Raw genomic sequence first — 25,691 nt, 5'->3', positions numbered from 1 at the left:
CTTTAGTTAGATGCATTAACGCACTCCCATAAAGGCCAGTATTGACCGGTCAAAAGCCCACGTAAAAGTAGGTATTTCTTCGATGAACGCTAACGACAAGGACCTCAACTACCCGCTGGGAACAACTGAGATTCGTACCCTTGCTCTGGTCACTAACCCCCACGCGGGTCATGGCGCCTCGCAGATTGCGTCTGCCCGGGCGAGCCGGGTGTTCGCGGATCGCGGCATCGATGTCATCGCTCTCCAAGGTGCTAACCCCGACGACGCCCGCAAGCTCATTCGTGAGGTCATCGCTGACGGCCGAATTGATGCCCTGGCAGTCTGTGGTGGCGACGGCATGATTAACCTCGCACTGCAGGAGCAGGCACAGACCGGCATCCCCCTCGGTATTATCCCGGCCGGCACCGGAAACGACCACGGTCGCGAATACAATCTGCCGCGTGGCAATGCTCGCGATGCCGCTCACGTTATCGCCGATGGCTTCTGGACGACCACTGACCTCGGCCGCATCATCAATGAGGCAGGGGAGCAGCGCTGGTTCGGCACTATCATGTGTGCCGGCTTCGACTCGATTGTCTCCGACCGCGTCAATCAGATGACCTGGCCGCATGGCCGCAACCGCTACAACCTGGCTATCGTCCGCGAGTTCTTGGCTTTCCACTCGCTGCCATTCCGCATCACGCTGGATGACGATCGGGTTCTCGAAGATCCAATCACGCTGGCCGCCTTCGGCAACACCCGTTCTTACGGCGGTGGGATGAAGATTTGCCCGTCCGCAGACCACTCCGACGGACTGATGGACATCACTGTCATCGGCAAAGCCGGGCGCATCAAGGCCGCCCTGGCCTTCAAGTCCGTGTTCGACGGCACCGTTGAAAAAATCGGGGAGGTCAGCACCTACCGCGCCAAGAAGGCTTACGTGGAATACATCGGCCCGCCACGCCAGATGAATGCCTACGCTGACGGCGACCTCATGTTCCCGATGCCGGTCACCGTCGAAATTGTTCCGGGCGCTGGCCGCTACATCGTTCCCCGTCCGTAAAAGGGCGCAGGGGTGCCCGTCGTCAAGCGTTTCCTGCATGCTTGACGACGGCGCGTTACCCCTTGATGCCGTATTTCTTCAGGCGCAGACGATCCGCCGCCGAGGCCGAAGCCGTCAGACGTAGCAGCTCGGCGTAGATACCGTCAGTCTGCGCCAATTCTGCGGGTGCTCCCACCTCGTCGACGTGACCGTCACGCAGCGTCACGATGGTGTCCACATCGGAAATTGTGGACAGGCGGTGGGCGATGATAACCGTTGTGCGTCCCTCCATCAGCTTGTCCAAGCCTCGCTGAACTTCGCGTTCGGCCTTGGTGTCCAGCGCCGAAGTGGCTTCGTCCAGGATGAGCAGGGGAGCATCCTTCAAAATTGCGCGCGCGATGGCGATGCGCTGCTTCTGGCCACCCGAGAGCTTCAGACCTCGCTCGCCGATAGTGGTGTCGTAGCCGTCGGCGAAGCTGCGGATGAAGTCGTCGGCGTTGGCCTTCTTCGCGGCGGCAATGATTTCTTCGTCGGTGGCGTTGGGTTTGCCGTAGGCGATGTTCTCCCGAATCGTGCCGGAGAACAGTGACGAGTCCTGGAACACGACGGCAGAGCCAGCACGCAGAGTGGAACCGGAAACCTCGGAGACATCCGAACCCAGCACGCTCAATCGGCCTGCGGTCGGGGCGTAGAAGCCGAGCAGCAAGTTGACGATGGTGGACTTGCCGCCACCCGACTCGCCGACCAGGGCGATTTTCTGGCCCGAGTACGCCTGGAAGCTGACATTGGAGAGCACCGTCTTGTCCTCTTCGTAGGCAAAATCCACTGCGTCGAAGTCGACAATGGGAGCGCCAATTGCCTCCTGTTCGGCTGCGCGTTCCAGGGAGGAACGGTGGGCGCTGTCGACGGACTCTGCGTCTGCGGTGGAACCAACGGACGCGGAGTCGAAGTCGCCGTTATTCGCGGTCGCTGCACTGAGCAGCTCCGGCTGCGTGCGGGTCTCTGGAGTAAGCTCCATGACCTTGAAGTAGTCCCGCGAACCGGCGACTGCGCGCTGGGCAGCGTCGACCAGGAAGCTCATCATGGTCACTGGTTGGCGCGCCATGTTAATCAGCTGAATGAGCATGACCATGGTGCCGATGGAGAATTCTCCCGACAGCGTACGCAGGAAAAGCAGCAGGTAGATGCCTGCGAAGATGATGTTCAAAATGCCCCCGCGAAGGGCATCCATGCGGTGCCACCACGTTGACTGATCGCGGGTCAGGGAGATGGTGCGGCGGAAGCGGGAACCAAAGAAAGCGATTTCGCGCAGCTCCGCAGTGAAGGAGCGGACAACCTTGACTTGGCCGATGACCTCGGCAAAACGGCCACCGGCGATATCGATTTGTTCGTTCTTTTTCGCTTCAATCTTCTGCCAGCGCTTCGAGGTCAGCGCGGTCAGCAGGGTGTAGACCGGGAAAACGATAATTAATAGCATCGCCAGGGGCCAGTAGTGCCAGGCGGTGATGCCCAGTACCGCGCCGACGGTCAACAGCATCGGGAAGAAGTTGTTGGAAAACGCCTGGAGGAACTGCGTGATATTGGTAATCGAGCGTTCCAGGCGGGCGATAATTGTGCCGGTGACCTGACTGTCGAAATAGCGTTGCGGCAGCGACAGCAGCTTTGCATAGTAGCGGGTCGACAGAATCTCGCGCATGCGCGCAGTCATCACATCGCCCAGGTAACCACCGATGTTATGCACGATGGTTTGCATCAGATCTGCGATTAGCAGCCCGATGACCAGCCAGATTACGGTGCGAGTGGTGTCGGACATCGCCGCTTGGCTCAAGCCTTCATCGCTGGATACCGCGCCGACGATGGCGTCGGTGGCATCGCGGATGAGGAAGGGGCTAATCAACGACGCGGCGGCGGTGGCCAGCGAACAGATGATGACCCCGATATAGAAAGGCCAGAGCACTCGTGTAGTGGACAGGATTCTGCTGAGCAGACGCACGAAAGACCTCTATCTTGCGGGAGGATCACTCCCGCTATGAAATTACTGCGACAAAAGCCCTATCCTAACAGCGAGTGCACAGCACCAAGCGGCAGCGGCAGCCAGTTGGGGCGGTTCTGCGCTTCGTAAAGGCACTCGTAGATGGCCTTATCCAGTACAAAGGCCTCCAGTAGCGTCGGGTCACTGGCATCGCCATAACCCTCCAAGAAGGCATCGATATTGCGGCGAGCCCACTGCTCAACACGCTCGGTAGCCGCCTCGGTGTCTTCACGTCCGGTCAGCAGCGGGTAGTGAGCGGCGTAATCGAAGGAGCGAATCATGCCGGCGATATCGCGTAGGCGGTGATCCGGCAGACGACGCTCCTCCCACGGGCGCGACGGCTCGCCTTCGAAGTCAATCAAGCGCCAAGAGCTCGGCGTGCGCAATACCTGCCCCAAGTGCAGATCACCGTGGATTCGCTGGACGACGGCGCCACCTTCCGGAACCGCAGCCTCTGCGCGATCGAAGATAGCCTGCGCTTTATCCTTGACCTCAGCAATTTGTGGCACCACACCAGCGACGAAGTCCAGGCGAGCTCGCAGTGGGGCTACCAGCTCCGCACCGGTCAGACGCTTCTTTACCGCGACAGCGGCAGCGAGGCTGCTGTGTACCGAGGCCACTGCTTCGCCGAGCGCACGCGCTTCGGATGTAAAGTCGGTGCCCAAATCTTCCAGCGGGGTCTGACTGTCGCGGATGGCATCGCGCACTGCGCCAAGAGCCAGCTCCCAGCCATCGACCGAGTTCGGTGCGAATTCCTGCAGCATGGCGGTGGTGTAGGCGTCTTCGCCAATGGTGGTCTCTACCCAGGAGTAGAGCTCAGGGACGAACTTGCAATCTGCCTGGGCGAGTGCGGCCAGCAGCTCCACATCGGCATTAGTGCCGGGGTAGAGGCGACGGAAGAACTTGCACATCACGCGGTCGTCGAAAATGACCGAGGTATTCGACTGTTCGACTCCCATGGGGCGGCCGGATTCCGGACGGAGCTGTTCAGAGCCCGGCACACGTCGCAGTTCCATGCGGCCGAGCTTGCCTTCGTCGGAAAGCTTCTGGCCGAGTGCTGTGATGGCATCCGAATCAATCAGAGCGTCGTAGCCGACGATGCCCTCCGCGCGAACCAGCAGGGACTGCTCGTGGCCATCGGGGACGTCCTCCGCCCAAGCGATGGGCAGCTGATAGGTCGGTGCAGAATGTGCGGTGTGCACCCTCACCAATGCGATATCGACATCGGGACTGTCGGGATTGTCGCGCAGTACGGGGTCAAGCGCGAGGATCTCGACGTGGTCGATGTCAGAGACCTTGTCAGCGAAAAAGCGCATCTTGACCAGTGTGTCTGCCAGCTCTTCGGCAATGAATTCGGCGGTGGGAATAGTCATTTTAGTTCGTTCGCCTTTCGGGACTTAAAAGATCACTCTTTATTATCGGCGTTTGTGACGGCATCGGCGGCGGCATCGGCGGCGGTGCCTGAGTGCTCGCGTGATGACGTCACCGGCGCGTCCGATATCGCCTGCGCAACCGGGATTGTCGGTGCCGACATCGAGGCGCTCGATTCGAGGTTTGTCTCAGGTGGAAGCTGGATTTCGAACCAGTAGAAACCGTGGCCAGGAAGCGTGATCTGGTAGGAATCGGTGCCAATTGTGGGGAAGGGAACCGAACCCGTGAGCTCTACCGGGGTGGCACCGGCGAACTCGGACAGATCCAGTGAGACGGCCGCGGGGTAAGAGGACAGGTTGTTGACGCACAGCAGCACTTCGTCGCCGTATGTGCGCAGATAGGTCAGAACAGAGGCGGTATCGCTATTCAGCTCGCGGAAATCACCGAGGCCAAAAGCCTCATAGCGCTTGCGGACCTGAATCAGTCGACGCACCCAATTCAACAGCGAATTGGAGTAGCTCGCTTGGTTCTCGACATTGACCGCCTGGTAACCGTAGGTCGCATCCTGAATGGTCGGCAGATAGAGCCGACCGGGGTCGGCCTTGGAGAACCCGGCGTTGCGGTCGGGTGACCACTGCATCGGTGTGCGCACACCATCGCGGTCACCGAGCCAAATGTTGTCGCCCATACCAATTTCGTCCCCGTAGTAGAGCACCGGCGAACCTGGCAGGGAGAGTAGCAGGGCATTGAAAAGCTCGAGCTGAGTGCGGTCATTTTGCAGCAGTGGCGCTAGACGACGGCGAATGCCGATGTTGGCCTTCATCCGCGGATCGTGCGCATACTCGGCGTACATGTAGTCGCGCTCGGCATCGGTGACCATTTCCAGCGTCAGCTCATCGTGGTTGCGCAGGAAAATGCCCCACTGAGCCGAAGACGGAATCTCTGGCGTGGACTCCAGGATCTCCGAGATGGGGAAGCGGGACTGCTTGCGCACCGCCATGAAAATGCGTGGCATGAGTGGGAAGTGGAAAGCCATGTGGCACTCGTCGCCACCGACCTCCGGGTCGCCGAAGTATTCCACCACATCGGAGGGCCACTGGTTGGCCTCCGCCAGCAGGACGCGACCCGGGTATTCCTCATCCATGACCTTGCGGCAGCGCTTCAGAAAAGCGTGGGTCTCGGGCAGATTCTCGCAGTTAGTACCTTCGCGTTCGAAGAGGTAGGGAACAGCGTCGAGGCGGAAGCCATCGATGCCGAGATCGGACCAGAAGCGCAGCACATCGAGCATCGCTTCTTGCACCGCCGGATTGTCATAGTTCAAATCCGGCTGGTGGGAGAAGAAGCGGTGCCAGTAGTACTGGCCACGCACCGGGTCATAGGTCCAGTTGGAATCCTCGGTATCGACAAAGATAATGCGTGCGCCCGAGTAAGTGTCCGGGTCATCAGTCCAGACATAAAAGCCGCCGTAGGGGCCATCCGGATCAGTGCGCGACTGCTGAAACCACTCATGGGTATCGGAGGTGTGGTTCATCACCAGGTCAGTAATAACGCGGATACCGCGCGCATGGGCCTCGTCGAGAAGCACCTTAAAATCCTCGACCGTGCCAAACTCGTCGAGCACGGCGCGGAAGTCGCGGATATCGTAACCGCCGTCGCGCAGCGGGGAGTCGTAGAAAGGCGGCAGCCAGAGGCAGTCAACGCCCAGCCATTGCAGATAATCGAGCTTCTCCGTCAGCCCTTTGAGGTCGCCGGAGCCGTTGTTGTCGGAGTCGAAGAAGGCCCGGACGAGCACCTCATAGAACACCGCGCTGCGGTACCACTCGTAATCTTCCTTGGCGATAGTCATGCATCCCAGCGTAATGACTATGCCACTAGCCTGCAGAGAGAGTTTTCCTGCGAGATCCCACAAGACCGCGCGAGACGGCCGTCCTGGGAGACCTCATTAAATAGCATTCTAAACAACCTTGTGTTCCTGAATCAGCGCGGTGAGCTGGTACGCATCATCCAACTTCAACTCCGTTGCCACCGGAGTGACCGCTCCCGGCACCATGTCGATTCGCACGTTTGCCACTCCCGCCGCTTTCTTCAGCGGAGAAATAATCAGTGTATGTCCTTGAATACGCTGCCAGGGAACGATGAACCGCGTATGCCAGAACCGGCCCTTTGTCACTAAAAGACCCCGCCGCGTGGCCTGCACCTTTTGGAATTTCCAGTCAATTGGGCTGAGCCACCATGCCGTGCGTGGAGTCTGCCAGGAGCCCAACAGGTCATCCGCGGAGGACGGTCCCGCAATCTCATTCATCAGGTAATCGACAATCGCGTCCGTCTCCGGTGCCGGTGCCACTGGCACCAGTGTGTTGTTCGACTGTGTGCTGTCCAGGCCATAGCCCGCCACCGAGACATCCGCACGGGACCATCTCCACGGACGCCACCAGAGCGGTTGCACCACTTTAAAGCCATGAATGCGATCAATGGGAATGGTCTGAGCGCGCGTCGACAACAGTCCGGCGGTAATCGCCAGACGCCTGCTTTCCGACGATACCTTCAGCGTGAAATCCCACGACTGATTTAGTACCCCGAAAAGGCCGACAGCGAAACTGCCAATCACAATCAGAGTAGTGATGGTTACTCCGCTGAGGATTTCTACGATGAGGTCGGTAAACAGCGCAGAGACAACGGCGAGGAGGATGAGAGCTATGCCGACGAAAAGACCGGGTCCAATGGCCACGGATGCAATCAGCCGTCCGACATCGACCGGGCCAAAGATGGTCTTCGCTTCGGGCATGCGAGAGGACATGTGAGCGCCGGAGTCGAGGGGCGCGGTGGAGCTGTCGCCGTCGTAAAGCGAACGTGCCAGCTCGGTGTCCAGCTTTTCTACCTCACCCAACACGTCAGCGCGGAACTGTTCGCACTGCGGGGGAGTGAGGTATTTGATTGTGAAGTGTGAATCGGAGCCGCCGGCTGTTTCAATGACAATTTCGGCGAGCCCGAAAATGCGCGCCAACAATGGTTGGTTGATATCCACCGCCTGCACGCGGTCGAGCCGTGCCGCGCGTCGAGAACGCAGTAGCCATCCGGAGCCGTAGCGAACCTCATCGTCGGTGAGCTCGTAGAACGTATACCGCCAGGACAGCCACGAGAAAAATGCAATCAGACCAATAATTATGGCGACCGCACCGGTACCGACAAGGAGACCGAGCCATGCCCAGTCGTAGAGCTGAGTCACGACCGCAACGGCCAACTGCCACTGATTCGCGACTGCGAATGCAGTCACCGCAGCGATTGTGGCAAAGCTTTTGAGCAGCGGAGATAGGGGATGAACTCTATGCCTCATTTAGAGACCCGCCATCCGGTCGTGGGCGCGCTGAGATAGACGAGCGCGCAGGGCGAGCGCTTCTTCACGTGGCAAACCGTGGACGGCTGCATCCGAGCTCGCCGATGCTGTGTTGAGCTTCAGCGTTGCCAGTCCGAATAGTCGAAGGAGAGGTCCTTCATCGATGTCGATGAACTGGATTCGTCCGTAAGGGACGACAGTGACCGAGCGCCACCAGCGTCCGGACGCAACAATGAAGTCGTTGTCCTCTTCGAGGTATCGGTGGGCACGAACTCGTCGACCGATGAGCCAGTAGATATATGCGAAGTAGAGCACGCAGGCGAGGACGCCCAACCACATCCACGGAGTCCACATCACAGCGGCGACGACGGATGCAATCGTGATAACTAGCAGGGGAGCGGCGTGCGCGACTCGCTTCACCTTAGCCAGCGCGGGGTCGACCGGCTGCAGCGCGGAATTCTCGGGGACTAATAAATCAAGCGGCTCCATAGTTGACAGTTAACCACAGAGGGTAAAGCTTGCGTCTGGCCTGGTGCTTCGGTAAGAACGGTGGCTATGGATCGCAGGAAACTCATAGCAGTACTTATCACGCTGATCACCATTTTGGTCTGCGTCGAGATTTATCGGTACATGCAGACTTTGCCAGCTTAAGTCGCTGGGCTCAGTTGTTGAGCACAACAGCACAGCGCTAACCAGCGCAAGCCTCACCCGCCTTATGCCTTATGCGCCAAAGAGCTGGCGCGGAGCCGCCCACGCATCGATGGCAATGTCCTCGACTGCCTGGGCGTCAGCGCCAGCAAAGGTGGTCACCTTGCGGTCGTCGTTGTAGCGGGGCATGTGTGAGGTGCCTTCGCGGATGAACTCGACCGCCACTTGGTGGAATGGATGGTTGGGTTCTTTCATACCGAAGAAGCGTGCAATGTCGATGCAGTGCGGAGCACCACTGGTGCGGCCAGCAGGTGCATAGCCCAACCCTTCTCCCGGTTCGAACTGTGCCGCCCACACATCCAGCTCAGCCGCCACGGACCGTTCGGCGACTTTAACAGCGTATGAGCGAATCGCTGAGTCAGAAATGACATTCCCCATCGGACGCTCGGCATAGGCGGTGGCCGGAAATTCGCCGTGGCCGCGATGCCCCTTGGCGTAGCGCCGAGCCATCCACTCTCGCATGGGCAACTTGTCCATCGCCACAACCGGCGGTTCTGAGAAGAACTCTTCGCTGGTGGCGGTCACCATCGTCGGCAGTGTGGGAGCAAAGCTGTCGAAGCGAGGCCCAATTGCCGGATCCGAAGGCGAGGATGCCGACACCAATTTCTGGGCCCGAGCGACCCTGCGTTCGTCGGCACGCGAAAAGACGTCGGTGGACGGCACACGTCCCACGCCGATGCCGGCCAACGTGCGGCGGAGGCGCGAGCCCGACAGCAGCGAGAAGGCCGGCGACATGGCAATGGTGCGTTGGATCTGGCCGCGCGTGCGATCGTCGGCAGCCAGAGTGAGCGCCAGCGCCGCACCCGCCGATTGCCCCGAGATAGTGATGTTGTCGATATCGCCGCCGAAGGCAGGCGCGTTACGACGAGCCCACTGCAGCCCCAGATACAGGTCATCAATGGCCCGGTAGGTCTCTGTTTCACTGTCACGCCAGAAGCCCTCGAGGCCCTTGCGGTATCCAAGCGAAACGGTGACGATGCCCGCCTGTGCGAAGGCCGTCGCGTCCGTCCAGGGTTCGGAGGGATGCCCAAACTCGTAGCTACCACCGTGAATCCACAGCAATACCGGATAGGAGGCGTCCGCGGGCTCAGCCGGTGCGGTGACGGTGAGAACTAATTCGCGCTCGGGTTCACAGCGCCGAGTGCCCGACTGTGGGCCGTCTGCCACCGGTGCCGACGCGGCGAACGGAGCAGCATCTGCGTAATCGATATTGAAAACTTGTATTGCGCCATCGTGAATACGGCCGGTTAGCCTCCCGCAGGGAGCGGAAATAGTCGTCTCTGTCATGGCGGAAAACGCCTCCTCGTCACGGTTGGTCCTGCCAGAAGGGCGGGGAGTCTGTTTCAGACGGTAGGCGCACTCTGGTTTTTCGAGCACGCTACAGTTGAATTCACTATGACCAATGATGCACGAAATCCACTGTTGACACCGTCGGAATTGTTCTGCGAATTGCCAGATTTTGCGGCAATCGATGACAGCCACGTCCGCGAGGCTTTTAGCGAAGCAATGCGCAGCCATGCGCGCGAGATTGACGCCATCGCCACGTCGTCGGAGGCTCCGACCTTCGTTAACACCATCGAGGCAATGGAGAAGGCGGGCCAAGATCTGGACCGCGTCGCTGCTTATTTCTTCAACGTTGCCGGGACGGACGCCACCGACGTCCGCATGGAAATTGAAGCCGAGATCGCCCCGCAGCTCACAGCACACCTGGATCAGATTCGCATGCGCAGTGACCTGTGGCAGCGCATCAATGCCATTGACAGCGTTGACGATGCCGCCACCCCGGAAGAGGCGAAGCTGCTGCTGAAGAAAGTCCGCGAAGACTTCCAGCGCGCCGGTGCGGACCTCAGCGACGAGGACAAAGCCGAGCTCAGCCGCATCAATTCCCGCCTCTCTGAGCTTTCCACGGCTTTCGGCGAAAACCTGCTGAAGGACACCGTTGCGCGCGCCGTGGAAATCTACGACCGCGAGGAGCTCGCCGGGCTTTCCGACGACGCCATTGCGTCCTTCGCCGCCTACGCGAAAAAGGCCGACACCGATGCGCCGTGGCTGATTCCGCTGGACCTACCGTCAACTCCGGCACAGCTGGCTGACCTGGATAATCCGGCTACTCGCGCCAAGCTCTACGAAGCCTCACTGGGGCGTGCGGGTGCTGCCTCCGGCAAGTTCGACAACTCCGACATTGTGCTGGAAATGGCACGCCTGCGTGCCCGCCGTGCCAAGCTGCTCGGCTACGACACGCATGCGGATTACGTCATTGCCAAGGAGACGGCAACCACCGCAGAAGCTGCTCGGAAGCTCATTGCAGACCTGGCGCCAGCTGCCATTGCGAATGCTGAAGGCGAGTACAAGCGGGTCGCTGATCTGGCTGGCGATGAGACGGTCACGGGCGCTGACTGGCCATACTGGGAGCGCCGTCGTAAAGCGGAAGAATTCGCAGTCGACACGGAGGAACTCAAGAACTACTTCGAGCTCCACCGTGTTATCGAAGACGGCGTGTTCTACGCTGCCCGCAAGCTCTATGGCATCGAGGTAGTCAAGCGCGAGGACCTGCAGGGATACGCGCCGGGCACGACCGTGTGGGAGGTACGCCAGGGCGGAGGCGAGACCATCGGCCTGATTATTACGGACTACTTCTCGCGTCCGACCAAGCGCGGTGGTGCGTGGATGAGCTCGTTTAGGGACCAGTCCCGTCTGCTGGGGCGCCTGCCAGTCGTGGTCAACGTGATGAACATCGCCGAAACCGAACCGGGCACCCCGGTGCTACTGACGCTCGACGAGGTCACCACTGCTTTCCACGAGTTCGGGCACGCCCTCCACGGTCTGCTTTCCGACGTCACATACCCGACCTTCTCGGGCACTAACGTCCCGCGCGACTTCGTGGAATTCCCCTCCCAGATCAACGAGAACTGGGCGCTTGAACCGTCCATTCTGGCCAATTACGCCGTCCACGTTCGTACCGGTGAGCCGATCCCGGCCGAGCTAGTCGAGTCGGTGAAGAAGGCCCGCACCGCTGGTGAGGGATTCGCCACGGTTGAGTACCTCGCCGCGTGCGCCATCGATCTGGCCTGGCACAGCCTCACCGAGGAGGAAGCAGCTCAGGTCACTGATGTTGATGCCTTCGAAGCGGAAGCACTTGCCGAACTCGGCCTCGACGTTCCCCACCTGGCTCCGCGTTACCGCTCCCGCTACTTCAACCACATCTTCGCCGGTGGTTACTCGGCGGGCTATTACTCCTACCTGTGGGCAGAGGTTCTCGACGCGGACGGTTTCGGTTGGTTCACCGACAACGGCGGTGCCACAATCAGCGGCGGCAGCCACTTCCGCGAGGAGATTCTCTCCCGTGGTGGCGCCATCGATTTTATGGCCGCCTACCGCGCTTTCCGAGGCCGCGACAAGGACATCCAGCCGCTCCTCGAACGCCGCGGGCTGTCGGGCACTGATGCCTAGCTTCACGCTTTACGACGAGCGCCGCGACCGCCGCCCACTGGTTATTCCGGTCACCGGCAGGGTAGGTTGACACTCATGGCAGAAGTATTCGACAGAGTAGGGCAGTGGCTTATCCAATTGCCACTGCTTGCGCAGGTCAGCGTGCTATGCGTGGTTCTGCTGGTAGTCGGAGGGTTTGTTGCTTTCGTTCTCGTTGGCGCAATCGATGTTGTCAGCGGTCGCCTGTGGCAGAGGTCAGTGCGCTGGCGGGAGCGTTCGCAGGAGCGTCGAGGAGCGGGCAGCGAGAGCTAGTAGCCGATGAGGTAGTGGCCTGTAGATAGCTCACCGGGAGTCCCGATGAATTGAGCTGGGACAAGCCCCCTTTAAGTGTTGGGTCGCTATCGCTGCCCTAAGGTATGTCTTAAAGTATTAGGAAATTTGCCCAACAGGCTAGAGTTGGGTAGTTCGCAAATATTTCGCAGTAGGGAGCTGAGTTAGCATGCATCGGTCGAGGCACTCGAAGGTCCTACTTGCCCTAATCGTTTTGCTTCTTCTCATCCTCATCGCTGGTGCAGTCACCGATTTCCAGTTTTAGCCTCGGTTTTAGTGCCGGGCACATAACTTGAAAGATCGGTGAACAGCAAAAATGAGGGACTAAGCGTTCTCGAACCAATTAACGCTTAAATCCGGGGAAGCGAGGCAGGTCCTCGACAAGCACGGCCTTGCCCTCGGCATCGGTTAGCGGAATGCACCAGTTCGGGTATTGGTCGTGGCTCGTGCCCGGCTGGTTCTGGGTACGACGATCGCCGACCATGTCCACCAAGGCCTCACACTTCAGCGCGGATGGTGTCTGGTCGAGGAAGCGGTGCAGCCCCGTGACCAGTGCGTCAATTGGTGGCAGATTATCGCGGGTAAGGGAATGAACATCCATGTCCGCCGCAGCCGTGTCACCAAAGCAGCCAGCTTCCTTGGCAGCGCCCAGAACCTTTCGAATCCACTCGAAGTCCCGGCGGTCTTCCTCCGCGACGTCGGAAAGCAATAGCCCCAGGCGTTCCCGCAGCTTGATGTGCTCGCCTGCGAGGTAGCCTGCCGTCGGCGGCAAATCGTGCGTGGTGACGGAGGACAGGCACAGGCTGCGGTAAGCGCTCGGTGGTTTCGGCTGGTCGCCCTCGGATTCAAACCACACGATTGAGGTGCCCATGATGCCCCGCGAGGCCAGGTAGTCCTGCACCCACGGCTCGAAAGTGCCCAGGTCTTCACCTACGACGAGGGCCCCAGCGAGCTCGGCCTCAAGTGCGAGAATGCCGACCATGGCCTCGTGGTCGAAGTACAGGTAGGTGCCATTGACGGGGGACTCCATTCGCGGCATGACCCAGAGGCGGAACATACCCAGCACGTGGTCAACACGAATGCCACCTGCGTGGCGAAGGATTGTGCGCAGCATGTCGCGCCAGGGGCGGTAGCCGGCCTCGGCTAGCTTGTGCGGGTTCCACGGCGGCTGCGACCAGTCTTGGCCGCGCTGGTTAAAACCGTCTGGCGGTGCGCCAACAGAGATAGCAGGAGCGAGCCAATCCGCAAGGTTCTCGGCATCCGCACCGCCGGGGTGTACACCGACGGCAAGGTCGGCCATGATGCCGATGCGCATACCCGCATCCAGGGCTGCCTCTTGTGCCTGGCCGAGCTGCTGATCGAGAATCCACTGCACCCAGAGGTGGAACTGGAAGATTTCCTCCCGCAGAGATTCGACACTGGCGTGGTTACCCAACGGTGGAACCAACTCGATATCGTTCTCGGTTACGGCACCAGAATCGGAAGTGGCAGCGCGTGCAGCATCGCGGGCAGCAGCGCGATCCGCGAGCTCGCGCTCGGTGCACCACGACGCGTAGTCGTATATGCCACGGCCCTCGGCCTCCAGCCAACGGTCAAATTCCGCCTGGCGTGCGCTGGACAGGGGGATCTTGTGAATTGCCCGCAATACCTTGAGCTTTGCAGCGTAGATGGGGTTGCGGTCAATCTCATCAGGGCTGTGATTGAGCTGGTGGAAAGAGTTCGCTAGCGCACGGGCTTCATCGGCCTCGTCCTTGTCCAGGTACCCGAACTCGTCGATAAGCTCTGGGCGCGCGTACAGCGGATTGACATAGCGGCGCGTGGTGGGCAGGTACGGCGAGTCTTCTACCGGAGGCAGTGGCTCTGCGGCGTGCAACGGATTGATGAGGACGAAATCAGAGCCCGCGTGCTCTGCACTGACCTGTGCCAAGTCGCCGAGGGTAGCGAAATCGCCGATACCCCAGCTGCGGCTGGAGCGTACCGAGTACAGCTGCGCCATGACACCATGCGCAGGATTCTGCACGTACTTGTCGGCAGTGGCGAGACGGTTGGGGGTTACGGCCACATCGCACTCAGCGACGTTGTCGTCGTTGACTGCGCGCAAGCGATGCCAACCAAGTGGCAGGTCCTCTGGAATTGCGAAGGCGGCTTCACCCATCAACACATCGCCGACCTGGCGTGGCGGTACCAAGTGGTGCACCTGAGCGCAGGGCCATTCTGCGCCGTCCTCCAGTTTCACAGTCACGCTGACATTGCTGCCGTGCGGTACGTGAACGAGAACTCGGTGGAAGATGCCCTGGCGGGTAACTACCACGGGCGGGAGAAGGCGAGACCACTGCGTGTCTGCCCACTCACGACGGGCGTCGTTGATGTCGGCATCGCTGGGATCTGGGCCCAGAACGATGTCGAGAGCAGCGAGAGTTTTTAGCACTGTCTCACGAGAGACGTGCACGAGTTGGCCCTCGGTGGAGTAGTAGGAAACCCCAACTCCGACATCTTTAGCGAGGTCGGCGAGTGGAGAGGAAAGGGGAGGATTGGAAGCTGCCTGTGTCACCCTTTCCATCATGCCAGTTTAGAAAAACTTTGCCAGTAGTAAGGTAAATCACTTCATTATCGAAATATTTACTGAAATCACAACGGCGCAGGGTTTGATGTTCTAAGTTGATTCCTAACGAAACCAACGACGGACAGAACTACCGAAAGTAGGGGTTTGTAACTCGATGCGTGAATATACTACCGAGGCGAAATACGTCATCGGCGAGGACGAAACGATTATTACCTCGCTGCAGGAGCTGGTGCAGAAGCGCCCGAAGCTGGTGCTTTTCACCCGCCCCAAGAACTTTGAGTGGGTAAATGTCACTGCTCAGGAGTTCTATGACGAGGCAAAGGGCGTCGCTAAGGGGCTAATTGCCAACGGTGTTCAGCCGGGCGACCGCGTAGCGCTGCTCAGTGAGACTCGCTACGAGTGGAACCTGATCAATACCGCTATCTGGATGGCAGGCGCTGCTGTTGTCCCGATTTACGGCTCTTCTTCGTCTGGCCAGATTCGTTGGATTATTGAAAACTCCGGTGCTGTTTTCGCATTTACCGAGTCGCGTGAGCACACCGACCGCATGAAGCCTCTGCTGGTCGAAAAGGGCACCGAGAACCCGGAGGGTGAGTCCCAGCTGCGTCGTGTACTGGAGATTAACGCTTCCGCTACTGACACCATTAGCTACGAAGGCCGTGACATCGACGGCGACGAGGTCGAGCGTCGCATCAAGGACACCAAGGCCGACGACCTGGCAACCGTGATCTATACCTCCGGTACCACTGGTCGTCCGAAGGGCTGCGTGCTCCTGCACAGCAACTGGCTGGCGGAGGCCCGCGCCATCCTCACCAACGAGATTGGCCTGATTGCCCGTCCGGGTAACCGCATTCTGACCTTCCTGCCGTTGGCGCACGTGTTGGCTCACGCAGTGTCCCTGGCTTCGATGATTTCCGGTGCTACCCAGTCTCACTGGGCCGATACCAAGACCGTCACCCTGGAGTTCCAGCGTTCCCGTCCGCACATGATTCTCGGTGTGCCGCGCGTGTTCGAGAAGGTTCGTGACTCCGCCTACGCCTCCGCTAAGGAGAAGGGCGCATTCGGTCTGGCCATGTTCGAGCGTGCTGAGGCCACCGCCATCGAGTACTCCAAGGCGCTGGATACTCCGGCAGGTCCGTCGCGTGTCTTGAAGCTGCGTCGCCAGCTCTACGATCGCCTGCTGTTCTCGAAAATTCGCGCAGCTATGGGTGAGGCCGTGCAGTACACCATTTCCGGTGGTTCGGCTCTGTCCTCTGACCTCGGGCACTTCTTCCGTGGTCTCGGTGTGCCTGTCTACGAAGGCTACGGTCTGACTGAGTCCACGGCTGCCGTCACCGTGAACAACCCGAGCGAGCAGATTATTGGTACCGTTGGTCGTCCGGTCGGTGGTTGCTCCGCCGCTATCGCTGATGACGGCGAAGTTCTGCTCCGTGGTCCGGTTGTGTTCGACCGCTACTGGAAGAACGAAGAGGCAACCAAGGAAGCCTTCATCGACGGCGAATGGTTTAAGACTGGTGACCTCGGTGAGCTGACCGAAGAAGGCCACCTGAAGATCACCGGCCGCAAGAAGGACCTCATTGTCACCGCAGGTGGTAAGAATGTCGCGCCGGGTCCGATGGAAGACCGCATGCGTGCGCACCCGCTGGTGTCCCAGGCAGTCGTCATCGGCGATGGTCGTCCGTTCGTCTCCGTGTTGGTCACTCTCGATGAGGAGGCACTGGAGAAGTGGAAGATTGAGCACTCCGTCCCCGAGCACACCTCGATCCGTGAACTCGCTGCCTCCAGCGCAGTTTTGCGCGCCGAGATTCAGGACGCCGTCAACTCCGCTAACGAGCTGGTTTCTCACGCAGAGGCTATTAAGAAGTTTCATATTCTGGACAGTGACTTCACCGAGGAAAGCGGCGAGCTGACCCCGACCATGAAGGTCAAGCGCAACATTGTCATGGACAACTACTCGCGTGACATTGAGGCTCTCTACCAGCGTTAATTCACGTTCTGCCCGCTGCCGATAGAAAACGGCAGCGTGTTGTTACCGCGCTAGCGCCCCTCACCCCATTAAGGTGAGGGGCGCTAGAAATTTTTAAGGAGTTTTCAGTTTTCGAAAGTTGGCATTCGTCAATGTTCGTCGGTACTCGGAAGCGGAAAACTGCAATGATGTCACCGACACCGAAGATGTCGTGGGAGGGCGGGCAATGATTAACCACTTCGATGCTCGGCTACGCCTGCGCGAAGTGACCCAAGAGCTCTACGACATTGGTGACGAAGTTGCCGAACACATCGAGCACCTCGCTCAGGCGGTTGCTGATGTAGATCGTGAGCTGGTGGACGAATGTGTTCTCGAGCTCGCTGACATCGTCGACGAGGCCGTTGAGGACTGCCGCCCTCTGATTGGTGAACTTGATGGTCTACGCCAAGCGTTTACCTCCGGCATTCGCTCGGGGCGCATCGGTACTCTTTCCTCCGCTTCGACACCGCGTCGACACCCGCATCCGGCACCGAAGTCTCCGGATGTGCAGTCACTGTCGCTCATTCCGGCTCCTTTGAAGCATCCGGTTGCAGTCCCTACGGTCACGCAGGCAATGATTGCTCGCTCCGATGCCGTGGCTTCTTACCTGGAGGAACTCGCCGACTGGGTTTCCGCCGAAAACATCCGAGGCGTGGAGAAGCTCGGTAGTGTGGTGCTTCCGCAGCTTTACGCGCAGTCTGGCCGCCGAGCACTGTCCGCTGCCGCCGCTTGGTGTGTTGCTGTTCCCGAGACTCATCCGGCAGTTGCCAATGCGCTGCGCGGCCGTAGGCCTCCGGAGTTCCTGATGGAACGTGCCCGCATCGATGAAATTGTCCGCCGCGTCAAGCAACGTCGAGCCAAGGAGCATGCGTGAGCGAAGCCTCCGCACACACCGATTCCTTCGGTGTCTACTTACACGTCCCATTCTGTGCCACCCGTTGTGGCTACTGTGATTTCAACACGTACACGCCAGGTCAGCTGGGCAGTGGCGCAACGCAGGGAGACTACCTCGATGCCATCGTGGCTGAGCTCGAGATGGCCGTCGTAAAGCACCCCGAACTAGCGCGTGGCGCCGATACCGTATTCGTCGGCGGGGGTACGCCGTCGATGTTGGGGGCGAGTGGTCTTCGTCGTCTGCTCGACGGTGTGCGCAACAGCTTTGGGCTTGCTGACGACGCTGAGGTCACCACCGAGTCGAATCCCGAGTCGACCTCCCCGGAGTTTTTCGAAGGCCTGGCCGAGGCAGGGTTTACCCGGGTGAGTCTGGGCATGCAGTCGGCTGTGCCGCATGTGCTGGCCACTCTGGATCGTACGCACACGCCGGGGCGTCCTGCGGCGGCAGTGGCGGAGGCACGCGCTGCCGGTTTTGAGCACATCAACCTCGACGTTATCTATGGCACGCCAGGGGAGTCGATGGCGGATCTCGATACGACGTTGGAGGCGGTCCTGGCCACGGAGGTCGATCATGTTTCGGCGTACTCGCTGATTGTCGAGCCGGGTACTGCGATGGCGCGTAAGGTCCGTCGTGGTGAGCTGCCGATGCCTGACGACGACGATCTCGCCGACCGCTACGAGCGCATCGATGCCGCACTGAGTCAAGCCGGTTTCTCCTGGTACGAGGTGTCCAACTGGGCGAAACCGGGCGGCCAATGTCGTCACAATATGCTCTACTGGCGCGATGGAAATTGGTGGGGTGCGGGCCCCGGTGCCCATTCGCATCTGGATGGCACGAGGTTTTACAACGTCAAGCATCCGGCTCGCTACGCGGCGACCATTTCCGGCGGAGAGTTGCCGATTAAGGATTCAGAAGGGCTAACGGCCGAGAATCGGCACACTGAGAAGATTATGCTGGGCCTCCGCTTGGCCGAGGGTATCGATGCCAATCTGCTCGGAGAGGATGAGCTGGGCAAGGCACGTCGGCAAGCGGAAGCGGGCATGGTGGAGTTTGTTTCCGTCGATTGTGGCCAGCGGATTCAGCTGACCAATCGCGGTCGTTTGCTGGCCGACGCAATAATTGTTGACATCCTTAGTTAAACTATCCGCATGTCATCTCAGACGGATAAGCGCAGGCAGGAAGTTCTTCGGGCAATTGTCTCGGATTACGTAGCTTCCCAGGAGCCCGTTGGCTCGAAGGCTCTGGTGGAGCGCCACAATCTGGGTGTGTCCTCGGCGACCATTAGAAATGACATGGCGGTGCTGGAGGCTGAAGGTTATATCCAGCAGGAACATGCATCGTCCGGGCGTATCCCGACTGAGAAGGGCTACCGCCTTTTTGTGGACAATCTTTCGCAGATTAAGCCGCTGTCCCGGGCTGAGCGCCGAGCTATCCTCGAGTTCCTCGAAGGCGGCGTCGATTTGGAGGACGTTCTGCGTCGCAGTGTGCAGCTGCTGGCCCAGCTAACCCGTCAGGTCGCAGTGGTGCAGGTACCGACGCTGGAGGTCTCCCGCGTCCGGCACTGCGAGGTTGTCCAGCTCGCCGACGCGCGATTGTTGCTGGTAGTCATCACTGACACCGGGCGCGTGGAGCAGCGCAATGTTGAGCTGCCAGCACCGATGGATCCCGATCTCGTGCCGCTCTTGCGTGAGCATTTCAACCGTGCAATGTCGGGGCACACGCTTGCCGACGCGTCGATTGCGATTTCCGATCTTGCGGCTAACGCCCCGCGTGATTTGCGGGATGTGCTTATTCGCTGCTCGACGGTGCTGGTGGAGTCGTTGATTGAGAAGCCGAATGACAGACTCATCCTGGCCGGGGCATCGAATTTGACCCGTGGTAATATGGCCGGTCGCTTACCTTCTACGTTGCCCATGGTTCTTGAAGCTCTCGAAGAACAGGTGGTCGTACTGAAACTGCTGTCGGCCGCGCAGGATCTGCACCACGTTCGCGTTTCCATCGGTGAGGAAAACGAGGACGAGGAGCTGCGCGCTACCTCAGTTGTTTCAACTGGCTATGGCACCGGCACCGAAATTTTGGGTGGCATGGGCGTAGTTGGCCCCACATTTATGGATTATCCGGGAACAATTTCCTCGGTTGCTGCTGTTGCACAGTACGTTGGCCGGGTATTGAAAGGAAGTAGCTAAAGTTGGCACGCGACTATTACGGCATCCTCGGAGTGGAGAAGGACGCTACGGACGCTGAGATTAAGAAGGCGTACCGAAAGCTGGCGCTCAAGTACCACCCAGACCGTAATCCGGGTGATGAAGAAGCTGCGGAGAAGTTCCGTGAGGCCTCTGAGGCGAACGAGGTCCTCCTGGATCCTGAAAAGCGCCGGATTGTGGATATGGGAGGAGATCCTCTCAATCCGCAGGCCGGTATGCCAGGCGGTGGCTTCGGCGGTTTCGGCGGCGGCGGAGTCGGCGATATCTTCGAAGCATTTTTCGGCGGTGCCGGCGGGACCCGCCAGCGCCGCTCGCGTGTGCAGCCAGGTGCAGATGCGCTGCTGCGTATTTCGCTGGGCCTCGATGAGGCATTCACCGGTGTCCGCAAGCCCATCACGGTGGACACCGCGGTGCTGTGTGAGCAGTGCGAGGGAACTGGCTCGAAGTCCAAGTCCAAGCCGAAGATGTGTACCAGCTGTGATGGTACTGGCGAGATTCAGCAGGTCCAGCGTTCCTTCCTGGGCAATGTGATGACCTCGCGGCCGTGCCCGACTTGTGAGGGCACCGGCGAAATTATCCCCGATCCGTGTAACAACTGCGGTGGCGACGGCCGCGTGCGCGCTCGCCGTGATCTGACGGTAAACGTTCCGGCAGGTATCTCTGATGGCATGCGTATTCGCATGGCAGGTCAGGGCGAGGTCGGTCCGGGCGGTGGCCCGGCGGGTGACCTCTACGTGGAAGTTGCCATGGACCCGCACCCGGTATTCGAGCGTGAGGGCGATGACCTGCACTTTAACGTCCAGGTGCCCATGGCTGATGCCGCACTTGGTACCGAGTTTGAGGTCGACGACCTACTCGGCGAGCCAATGACCATCAAGGTTGATTCGGGCACCCAGCCGGCAGAGCAGATTCGCCTGTCGGGCAAGGGTATGCCACATCTGCGCGGCGAGGGCAACGGCGACGTGGTCGCACACGTCGATGTCACGGTGCCGACGAAGCTGGACCGCAAGTCCCGCGAGCTGCTGGAGAAGCTACGCGAGCACCGCGATGATGATGCCAAGGTGTCAGACTCGAGTGAGCGCAACGGTTTCTTCTCCCGTTTCCGCCGCCGTTAAAACAGCCACCCAAAGCCCCCTCCAGTGAGTGTGAAACACGCATGAGTTTGCCCGTATTCCTCGGTGAGTTCACCGAGCTGCCGCGCCCGGAAGAAATCATTCGAATCCTCGGGTCGGAGGCAAAACACATCAGCGTTCGCAGGCTGAAGGAGGGCTCGGAGATCCTTCTTGCCAATGGTGCGGACAAGGTGGTGCGAGCACAGCTCATGCACGTAGACCCTCGTGAGGTTCACGTTCGTGTGGTTGCCGCTGAGGAACGTCCACGTCCGCGCCCGCACGTCACTGTGGTGCAGGCGCTGCCGAAGTCGGATCGTGCTGAGCTTGCGGTCGATTTGATGACCGAGGCCGGGGTCGATGAGATTATCCCCTGGGCGGCCGTGAATTGTGTGGCCCGATGGCAGGGTACCGCGAAGGTCACTAAGGCCCGCGCCAAGTGGCAGTCGGCTGCGCGCGAGGCAGCCAAGCAGGCTCGTCGTGCATGGATTCCGCCGGTCGCTGACCTGCATAGCTCCGCTGATATTGAGCAACTCATCCGGGAAACCACGTCAGCAGGTGGTGTGGCAGCAGTTTTGCACGAGGAGGAAACAGCTCCGTTCGTGGACTTCGCCGCGCAGGCAGCAAACGCTGACAAGGTTCTTTTCATCGTCGGCCCAGAAGGGGGAGTCAGCCCTGGGGAACTCGAGGCCTTCCGCGCCGCAGGTGCTAGCTCGGTAGTACTCGGCCCGACAGTTCTCCGCAGCGCCCTCGCGGGAGCTGCTGCTCTTTGCGCACTGGGCCCGTTGACAAAGCGCTGGGGCGGCGCACCCACGCCTGGTCAGTAGGATAGACGCATAATGACAAAGTATTCAGTAACTGCTCGTACCACTGCCGTCGTCGAGCTCGATGACAATCTCGCGCCGATTGTGGTCGGTCATGCGGATCAGAACCTACGTCTGCTGGAATCTCTGCTGGCAGCGGATATTCATGTCCGCGGCGGAGTTGTGACAATCAAGGGTGCTCCGGCGGATGTTTCGTTGGCTGTCCGCGCGTTCAAGGAGCTAGAGGCAATGGCCCGTCGTGGGCACGAGCTCTCCCCGGAGTCGGTGCGGCACGCGGTGGGCATTGTGGATCGCGGGGAGAAGTCCGCCAGCGAGGTGCTCGGTGGCGGCATCGTGACACATCGTGGCAAGACCGTGCGTCCCAAGACCGAGGGACAAAAGAACTACGTCGATGCCATCGACCGCTATAACGTTGTTTTCGGTATCGGCCCCGCCGGTACGGGCAAGACCTTCTTGGCCATGGCCAAGGCGGTTGCTGCACTGAAGAATAAGCAGGTAGAACGCATTATTCTGACTCGCCCCGCAGTGGAGGCGGGTGAGAACCTGGGCTTCCTGCCGGGTACTCTGCACGAGAAGATTGACCCCTACCTGCGCCCATTGCACGATGCGATGCGCGAAATGCTTGAGCCAGAGCTGATTCCAAAGCTGATGGAAACTGGGGTAGTGGAGGTCGCACCGCTGGCGTACATGCGCGGTCGTACCTTGAACAATGCGTTCATCATTCTCGACGAAGCACAGAACACTACTCCGGCGCAGATGAAAATGTTCCTCACCCGCCTGGGCTTCGGTTCGAAGATGGTCATCACCGGTGACGCCAGCCAGGTCGACCTGCCTCGGGGGCAGAAGTCCGGTCTAGCTGTCGCCCGTGAGGTGCTGCGCGGTGTGCCGGGAATCGCTTTTCCGGCGCTGGCGGCTGCGGATGTGGTGCGCAACCCGCTGGTAACCGCAATTGTCGAGGCCTACGATGACTACGATGCCTATGACGAAGGTATTGAACAGGGCGCCGAGTCCCCACAAAAGCGACAGTCCGCCACAAAGCGATAAAGGACGCTGAAATTACATGAGCATTGAAGTTTTCAACGAGTCCGGTCAGGGCGTCAATGAAGAGTCGCTTATCGACGTTGCCCGTTATGCGCTGGGCCGCCTGGACGTGCATCCGGCAGCTGAGCTGAGCATTCACATTGTCGACTTGAAGACGATCGAAGACCTCCATGTGCGCTGGCTGGATCTGCCGGGGCCGACTGATGTGATGAGCTTCCCGATGGATGAGCTCACTCCTGGCTCTGGCCGACCAGATGCAGCTAGCCCAGGGCCTGCGATGCTGGGCGACATTGTGTTGTGCCCGGAGTTTGCCGCGGGGCAGGCGGAGCGTGCAGGCCATCCGCTGAGCCACGAGTTGGTACTGCTCACCGTGCACGGCGTACTGCACCTGTTGGGTTATGACCATGTCACGGCGGAGGAAGAGCGCCAGATGTTCTCCCTGCAGAATGGCCTGTTGGCGGATTGGTACGACGACATCGATCGTCGTGGCGTGAGCTTTTCCGAAAAACCAATTAACCCCAATGCGTTCCCGGAGCGTTCTAACGAGCGATGATCACTTTGATAATTGTCGCCGTTGTGGCGATGATCTGCGCTGGCGGACTTAACACAGTCGAAACTGCGGTCGCAGGCATTTCCCGTGCGCGCGTGGCAGAGCTGCAGCGTGACGAGGTCGCAGGTGCTAATGCGCTTCTCAAGGTCGTAGAAAATCGCGCTCGGCACGTCAATGTGCTGGTGATTTTGCGTACGCTGTGCGAGTCAATCGGTGCAGTGACGCTTGCGGCAGTTTGTCTTAAGCTTTTCGAGCCGGAGCGCTGGGCCATTGTGGCTGCAGTGGTGTTGTTGGCTCTGTTCACCTTCCTGGTCCTCGGGGTGTTTTCCCGCACGATGGGTCGGAAGAATCCGTACTCGATTTCCCTCGCCACCGCGGTCGTTCTGAGTTTTATGGCCAAGGTGTTGGGGCCACTGGAAAAGTTGCTGATTTGGTTCGGCAACATCATCACCCCTGGTGGTGGCTTCCGCGATGGCCCGTTCGCCACTGAAGTCGAGTTGCGCGAGATGGTCGATATCGCCCAGGAGCGCGGCATTGTGGAGCACGATGAGCGCCGCATGATTCAGTCTGTGTTCGATCTCGCGGAAACGTCGGCACGCGTTGTTATGGTTCCGCGCCCAGAGATGGTGTGGATTGAGGCGGATAAGCACTGTGGTCAGGCAGTGGCCCTATGCGTGAAGTCGGGTCACTCGCGACTGCCGGTGATTGGCGAGAGCGTTGAGGACATCGTCGGCGTCATTTACTTGAAGGACATTGTCCAGCAGACGTACTCGCGTACTGATGGCGGTCGCGGTGTTCGCGTCTCCGAGGTCATGCGTGACTGCGTTTTTGTGCCCGATTCCAAGCCACTGGATGACCTGCTCGATGAAATGCAGCGCACCCGCAATCACATCGCCATTCTCATCGACGAATATGGATCGGTCGCCGGTCTTATCTCTATTGAGGACATCCTCGAGGAGATTGTCGGTGAGATTGCCGACGAATACGACGAGGCCGAGCAGGCCCCCATCGAACCACTGGGGGATGCCTCCTACCGCGTGCAGGCGCGCCTCAGCTTGGGCGAGCTCATAGAGCTTTACGACGAAGCCCACGGGCGCCAACTCGTCTTCGATGACGAGGTCACCGATGAGGTGGATACGGTCTCCGGTCTGTTGGCATATGAGCTTGGACGTGTGCCACTGCCCGGTTCGTACGTAGAATATGCAGGACTGAAGTTTACCGCCGAGGGCTCGCGTGACCGTCGTGGTCGTATGCGGGTACGCACTGTGGTGGTGGAGCCGACTGCGGAGTTTTACTCCGAGGAAGAAGATACTGATGGGCAATCTTGATGACATGCTGGCCAATGCTGGACTTGGCGGAGATGCTGATGATTACAGTGCGCCGGAGGGCTTTCGCTCTGGGTTCGTCTCTATCGTGGGGCGTCCGAATACCGGTAAGTCGACGCTGACCAATTCCCTGGTGGGCGAGAAGATCGCTATTACCGCTAACCAGCCGGAAACCACGCGTCATCCAGTCCGAGGTGTAGTCCACCGCGAGAACTGTCAGATTGTTGTCGTGGATACGCCAGGTCTGCACAAGCCACGCACGCTGCTCGGTGAGCGCCTGAATGACATGGTTCAGGAGACCTACTCCGATGTGGACTTGGTCGCGATGGTCGTGCCTGCCGACGAGAAAATTGGCCCCGGTGACCGCTGGATTTACGAGAACGTCTCCAAAGGTTGCAAGAACATCATGGGCATTGTGTCCAAGGTGGATAAGGTCTCGCGCGACACCATTATTGAGCGCCTGATCGAGCTGCAGGAGTTGCTCGGTCCGGATGCCGAGCTGGTGCCACTGTCGTCGAAGTCCGGCGAGAACATCAACACGCTGATTGATGTCATGGCTTCCCAGTTGCCGGAGGGACCGCGCCTGTACCCGAAGGGGCACATCACCGATGAGGATCTGCACACCCGGATGGCAGAGCTCATCCGCGAGGCGGCCCTCGGCGGTCTGCGCGATGAGTTGCCGCATTCCGTGGCAGTCCAGATTGATGAGGTGCTGCCAAACCAGGACCGCGAAGGCGTCCTGGATGTCCACGCCGTTATCTATGTCGAGCGTTCGGGGCAGAAGTCCATCCTCATGGGGCGCGACGGTCGACGCATGGGCACCACCATTCATAAGGCTCGTAAGGAACTCATTGCGCTGCTCGGTCAGAATGTTTACCTCGACCTGCGGGTGAAGGTATTGAAGGACTGGCAGTCGGACCCGAAGCAGCTGGGCAAGTTGGGATTCTAAA

20 protein-coding genes are annotated in these 25,691 nt (G+C 59.7%); 13 read left to right on the top strand and 7 right to left on the bottom strand.

Going from position 1 to position 25,691, the window contains the following annotated elements; translation table 11 throughout:
- The first annotated feature begins 82 nt into the window (after nt 1–82).
- Entirely contained in the window at nt 83–1,042 is a 960-nt protein-coding gene (locus CRD20_RS02130) for a diacylglycerol kinase (RefSeq protein WP_049192863.1), read from the top strand.
- A gap of 55 nt (nt 1,043–1,097) precedes the next feature.
- Here CRD20_RS02130 and CRD20_RS02125 read toward each other — a convergent pair whose 3' ends face one another.
- From CRD20_RS02125 to CRD20_RS02100, 6 genes are all read right to left on the bottom strand, one after another.
- Complete coding sequence (locus CRD20_RS02125) at nt 1,098–3,014, bottom strand: ABC transporter ATP-binding protein (protein ID WP_187404757.1); 1,917 nt, start codon at nt 3,012–3,014, stop codon at nt 1,098–1,100.
- Between the two features lie 59 nt (nt 3,015–3,073).
- On the bottom strand, nt 3,074–4,426 hold the full coding sequence (locus tag CRD20_RS02120; RefSeq protein ID WP_049189388.1) for a hypothetical protein: 1,353 nt from the start codon (nt 4,424–4,426) through the stop codon (nt 3,074–3,076).
- Between the two features lie 32 nt (nt 4,427–4,458).
- Entirely contained in the window at nt 4,459–6,270 is a 1,812-nt protein-coding gene (gene treS / locus CRD20_RS02115; protein ID WP_049189389.1) for a maltose alpha-D-glucosyltransferase, read from the bottom strand.
- Nucleotides 6,271–6,378: 108 nt separating this feature from the next.
- On the bottom strand, nt 6,379–7,698 hold the full coding sequence (locus CRD20_RS02110; RefSeq protein WP_049189390.1) for a PH domain-containing protein: 1,320 nt from the start codon (nt 7,696–7,698) through the stop codon (nt 6,379–6,381).
- 60 nt (nt 7,699–7,758) lie between these two features.
- Nucleotides 7,759–8,247 (bottom strand): PH domain-containing protein, encoded by a 489-nt coding sequence (locus CRD20_RS02105; RefSeq protein ID WP_049170706.1) that lies wholly within the window; start codon nt 8,245–8,247, stop codon nt 7,759–7,761.
- Between the two features lie 231 nt (nt 8,248–8,478).
- Nucleotides 8,479–9,753 (bottom strand): carboxylesterase family protein, encoded by a 1,275-nt coding sequence (locus CRD20_RS02100; protein ID WP_187404756.1) that lies wholly within the window; start codon nt 9,751–9,753, stop codon nt 8,479–8,481.
- A gap of 108 nt (nt 9,754–9,861) precedes the next feature.
- Here CRD20_RS02100 and CRD20_RS02095 point away from each other — a divergent pair, with 108 nt between their 5' ends.
- Both CRD20_RS02095 and CRD20_RS02090 read left to right on the top strand, forming a co-directional pair.
- On the top strand, nt 9,862–11,916 hold the full coding sequence (locus CRD20_RS02095; RefSeq protein WP_070600903.1) for a M3 family metallopeptidase: 2,055 nt from the start codon (nt 9,862–9,864) through the stop codon (nt 11,914–11,916).
- Nucleotides 11,917–11,991: 75 nt separating this feature from the next.
- Entirely contained in the window at nt 11,992–12,207 is a 216-nt protein-coding gene (locus tag CRD20_RS02090) for a hypothetical protein (protein WP_070866660.1), read from the top strand.
- A 361-nt stretch (nt 12,208–12,568) separates the two neighbouring features.
- Here CRD20_RS02090 and malQ read toward each other — a convergent pair whose 3' ends face one another.
- On the bottom strand, nt 12,569–14,788 hold the full coding sequence (malQ, locus tag CRD20_RS02085; protein ID WP_187404755.1) for a 4-alpha-glucanotransferase: 2,220 nt from the start codon (nt 14,786–14,788) through the stop codon (nt 12,569–12,571).
- 154 nt (nt 14,789–14,942) lie between these two features.
- Between malQ and CRD20_RS02080 the strand changes: the two genes are divergently transcribed.
- The 10 genes from CRD20_RS02080 (at nt 14,943) to era (ending at nt 25,690) form a co-directional block, all read left to right on the top strand.
- Nucleotides 14,943–16,775, top strand: coding sequence for a long-chain fatty acid--CoA ligase (locus tag CRD20_RS02080; protein ID WP_016423122.1), 1,833 nt, complete (start codon nt 14,943–14,945; stop codon nt 16,773–16,775).
- Between the two features lie 118 nt (nt 16,776–16,893).
- Entirely contained in the window at nt 16,894–17,667 is a 774-nt protein-coding gene (locus CRD20_RS02075) for a hypothetical protein (RefSeq protein ID WP_224783736.1), read from the top strand.
- Complete coding sequence (gene hemW / locus CRD20_RS02070; RefSeq protein WP_016423120.1) at nt 17,664–18,827, top strand: radical SAM family heme chaperone HemW; 1,164 nt, start codon at nt 17,664–17,666, stop codon at nt 18,825–18,827. Before CRD20_RS02075 ends, hemW begins: the two co-directional genes overlap by 4 nt.
- 9 nt (nt 18,828–18,836) lie before the next feature.
- Entirely contained in the window at nt 18,837–19,874 is a 1,038-nt protein-coding gene (gene hrcA / locus CRD20_RS02065; RefSeq protein ID WP_016423119.1) for a heat-inducible transcriptional repressor HrcA, read from the top strand.
- 2 nt (nt 19,875–19,876) lie between these two features.
- Nucleotides 19,877–21,007, top strand: a complete 1,131-nt coding sequence (dnaJ, locus tag CRD20_RS02060; protein WP_016423118.1) for a molecular chaperone DnaJ — start codon at nt 19,877–19,879, stop codon at nt 21,005–21,007.
- Between the two features lie 41 nt (nt 21,008–21,048).
- Nucleotides 21,049–21,828, top strand: coding sequence for a 16S rRNA (uracil(1498)-N(3))-methyltransferase (locus CRD20_RS02055; RefSeq protein ID WP_069359237.1), 780 nt, complete (start codon nt 21,049–21,051; stop codon nt 21,826–21,828).
- Between the two features lie 12 nt (nt 21,829–21,840).
- A complete protein-coding gene (locus CRD20_RS02050; protein WP_187404754.1) occupies nt 21,841–22,869 on the top strand; it encodes a PhoH family protein in 1,029 nt (342 codons plus the stop codon).
- 16 nt (nt 22,870–22,885) lie between these two features.
- Nucleotides 22,886–23,419 carry an rRNA maturation RNase YbeY gene (gene ybeY / locus CRD20_RS02045; protein ID WP_005511056.1) on the top strand — a complete coding sequence of 178 codons (534 nt, stop codon included), beginning with the start codon at nt 22,886–22,888 and terminating at the stop codon, nt 23,417–23,419.
- Nucleotides 23,416–24,744 (top strand): hemolysin family protein, encoded by a 1,329-nt coding sequence (locus tag CRD20_RS02040; protein ID WP_016423115.1) that lies wholly within the window; start codon nt 23,416–23,418, stop codon nt 24,742–24,744. The genes ybeY and CRD20_RS02040 overlap by 4 nt, the downstream gene beginning before the upstream one ends.
- Before the next feature lie 4 nt (nt 24,745–24,748).
- Nucleotides 24,749–25,690 (top strand): GTPase Era, encoded by a 942-nt coding sequence (gene era, locus CRD20_RS02035; RefSeq protein WP_042389423.1) that lies wholly within the window; start codon nt 24,749–24,751, stop codon nt 25,688–25,690.
- Nucleotide 25,691 lies beyond the last annotated feature (1 nt).

It is taken from the genome of Corynebacterium sp. LK33 (genome assembly GCF_014334955.1).
GTDB classification, from domain to species: Bacteria; Actinomycetota; Actinomycetes; order Mycobacteriales; family Mycobacteriaceae; genus Corynebacterium; species Corynebacterium jeikeium_D.
Note: the sequence above shows the minus strand (reverse complement) of the source record. Positions and strands in the feature narration are given on the sequence as shown.

Excerpts from the sequence above, each read along its gene's own strand:
- hrcA (WP_016423119.1), top strand. The coding sequence starts at position 18,837 with ATGTCATCTCAGACGGATAAGCGCAGGCAGGAAGTTCTTCGGGCAATT.
- CRD20_RS02080 (WP_016423122.1), top strand. The coding sequence starts at position 14,943 with ATGCGTGAATATACTACCGAGGCGAAATACGTCATCGGCGAGGACGAA.
- CRD20_RS02100 (WP_187404756.1), bottom strand. The coding sequence starts at position 9,753 with ATGACAGAGACGACTATTTCCGCTCCCTGCGGGAGGCTAACCGGCCGT.
- CRD20_RS02050 (WP_187404754.1), top strand. The coding sequence starts at position 21,841 with ATGACAAAGTATTCAGTAACTGCTCGTACCACTGCCGTCGTCGAGCTC.
- CRD20_RS02095 (WP_070600903.1), top strand. The coding sequence starts at position 9,862 with ATGACCAATGATGCACGAAATCCACTGTTGACACCGTCGGAATTGTTC.
- CRD20_RS02105 (WP_049170706.1), bottom strand. The coding sequence starts at position 8,247 with ATGGAGCCGCTTGATTTATTAGTCCCCGAGAATTCCGCGCTGCAGCCG.
- CRD20_RS02130 (WP_049192863.1), top strand. The coding sequence starts at position 83 with ATGAACGCTAACGACAAGGACCTCAACTACCCGCTGGGAACAACTGAG.
- CRD20_RS02120 (WP_049189388.1), bottom strand. The coding sequence starts at position 4,426 with ATGACTATTCCCACCGCCGAATTCATTGCCGAAGAGCTGGCAGACACA.
- ybeY (WP_005511056.1), top strand. The coding sequence starts at position 22,886 with ATGAGCATTGAAGTTTTCAACGAGTCCGGTCAGGGCGTCAATGAAGAG.
- malQ (WP_187404755.1), bottom strand. The coding sequence starts at position 14,788 with ATGATGGAAAGGGTGACACAGGCAGCTTCCAATCCTCCCCTTTCCTCT.
- CRD20_RS02090 (WP_070866660.1), top strand. The coding sequence starts at position 11,992 with ATGGCAGAAGTATTCGACAGAGTAGGGCAGTGGCTTATCCAATTGCCA.
- CRD20_RS02055 (WP_069359237.1), top strand. The coding sequence starts at position 21,049 with ATGAGTTTGCCCGTATTCCTCGGTGAGTTCACCGAGCTGCCGCGCCCG.
- treS (WP_049189389.1), bottom strand. The coding sequence starts at position 6,270 with ATGACTATCGCCAAGGAAGATTACGAGTGGTACCGCAGCGCGGTGTTC.
- CRD20_RS02040 (WP_016423115.1), top strand. The coding sequence starts at position 23,416 with ATGATCACTTTGATAATTGTCGCCGTTGTGGCGATGATCTGCGCTGGC.
- era (WP_042389423.1), top strand. The coding sequence starts at position 24,749 with ATGCTGGCCAATGCTGGACTTGGCGGAGATGCTGATGATTACAGTGCG.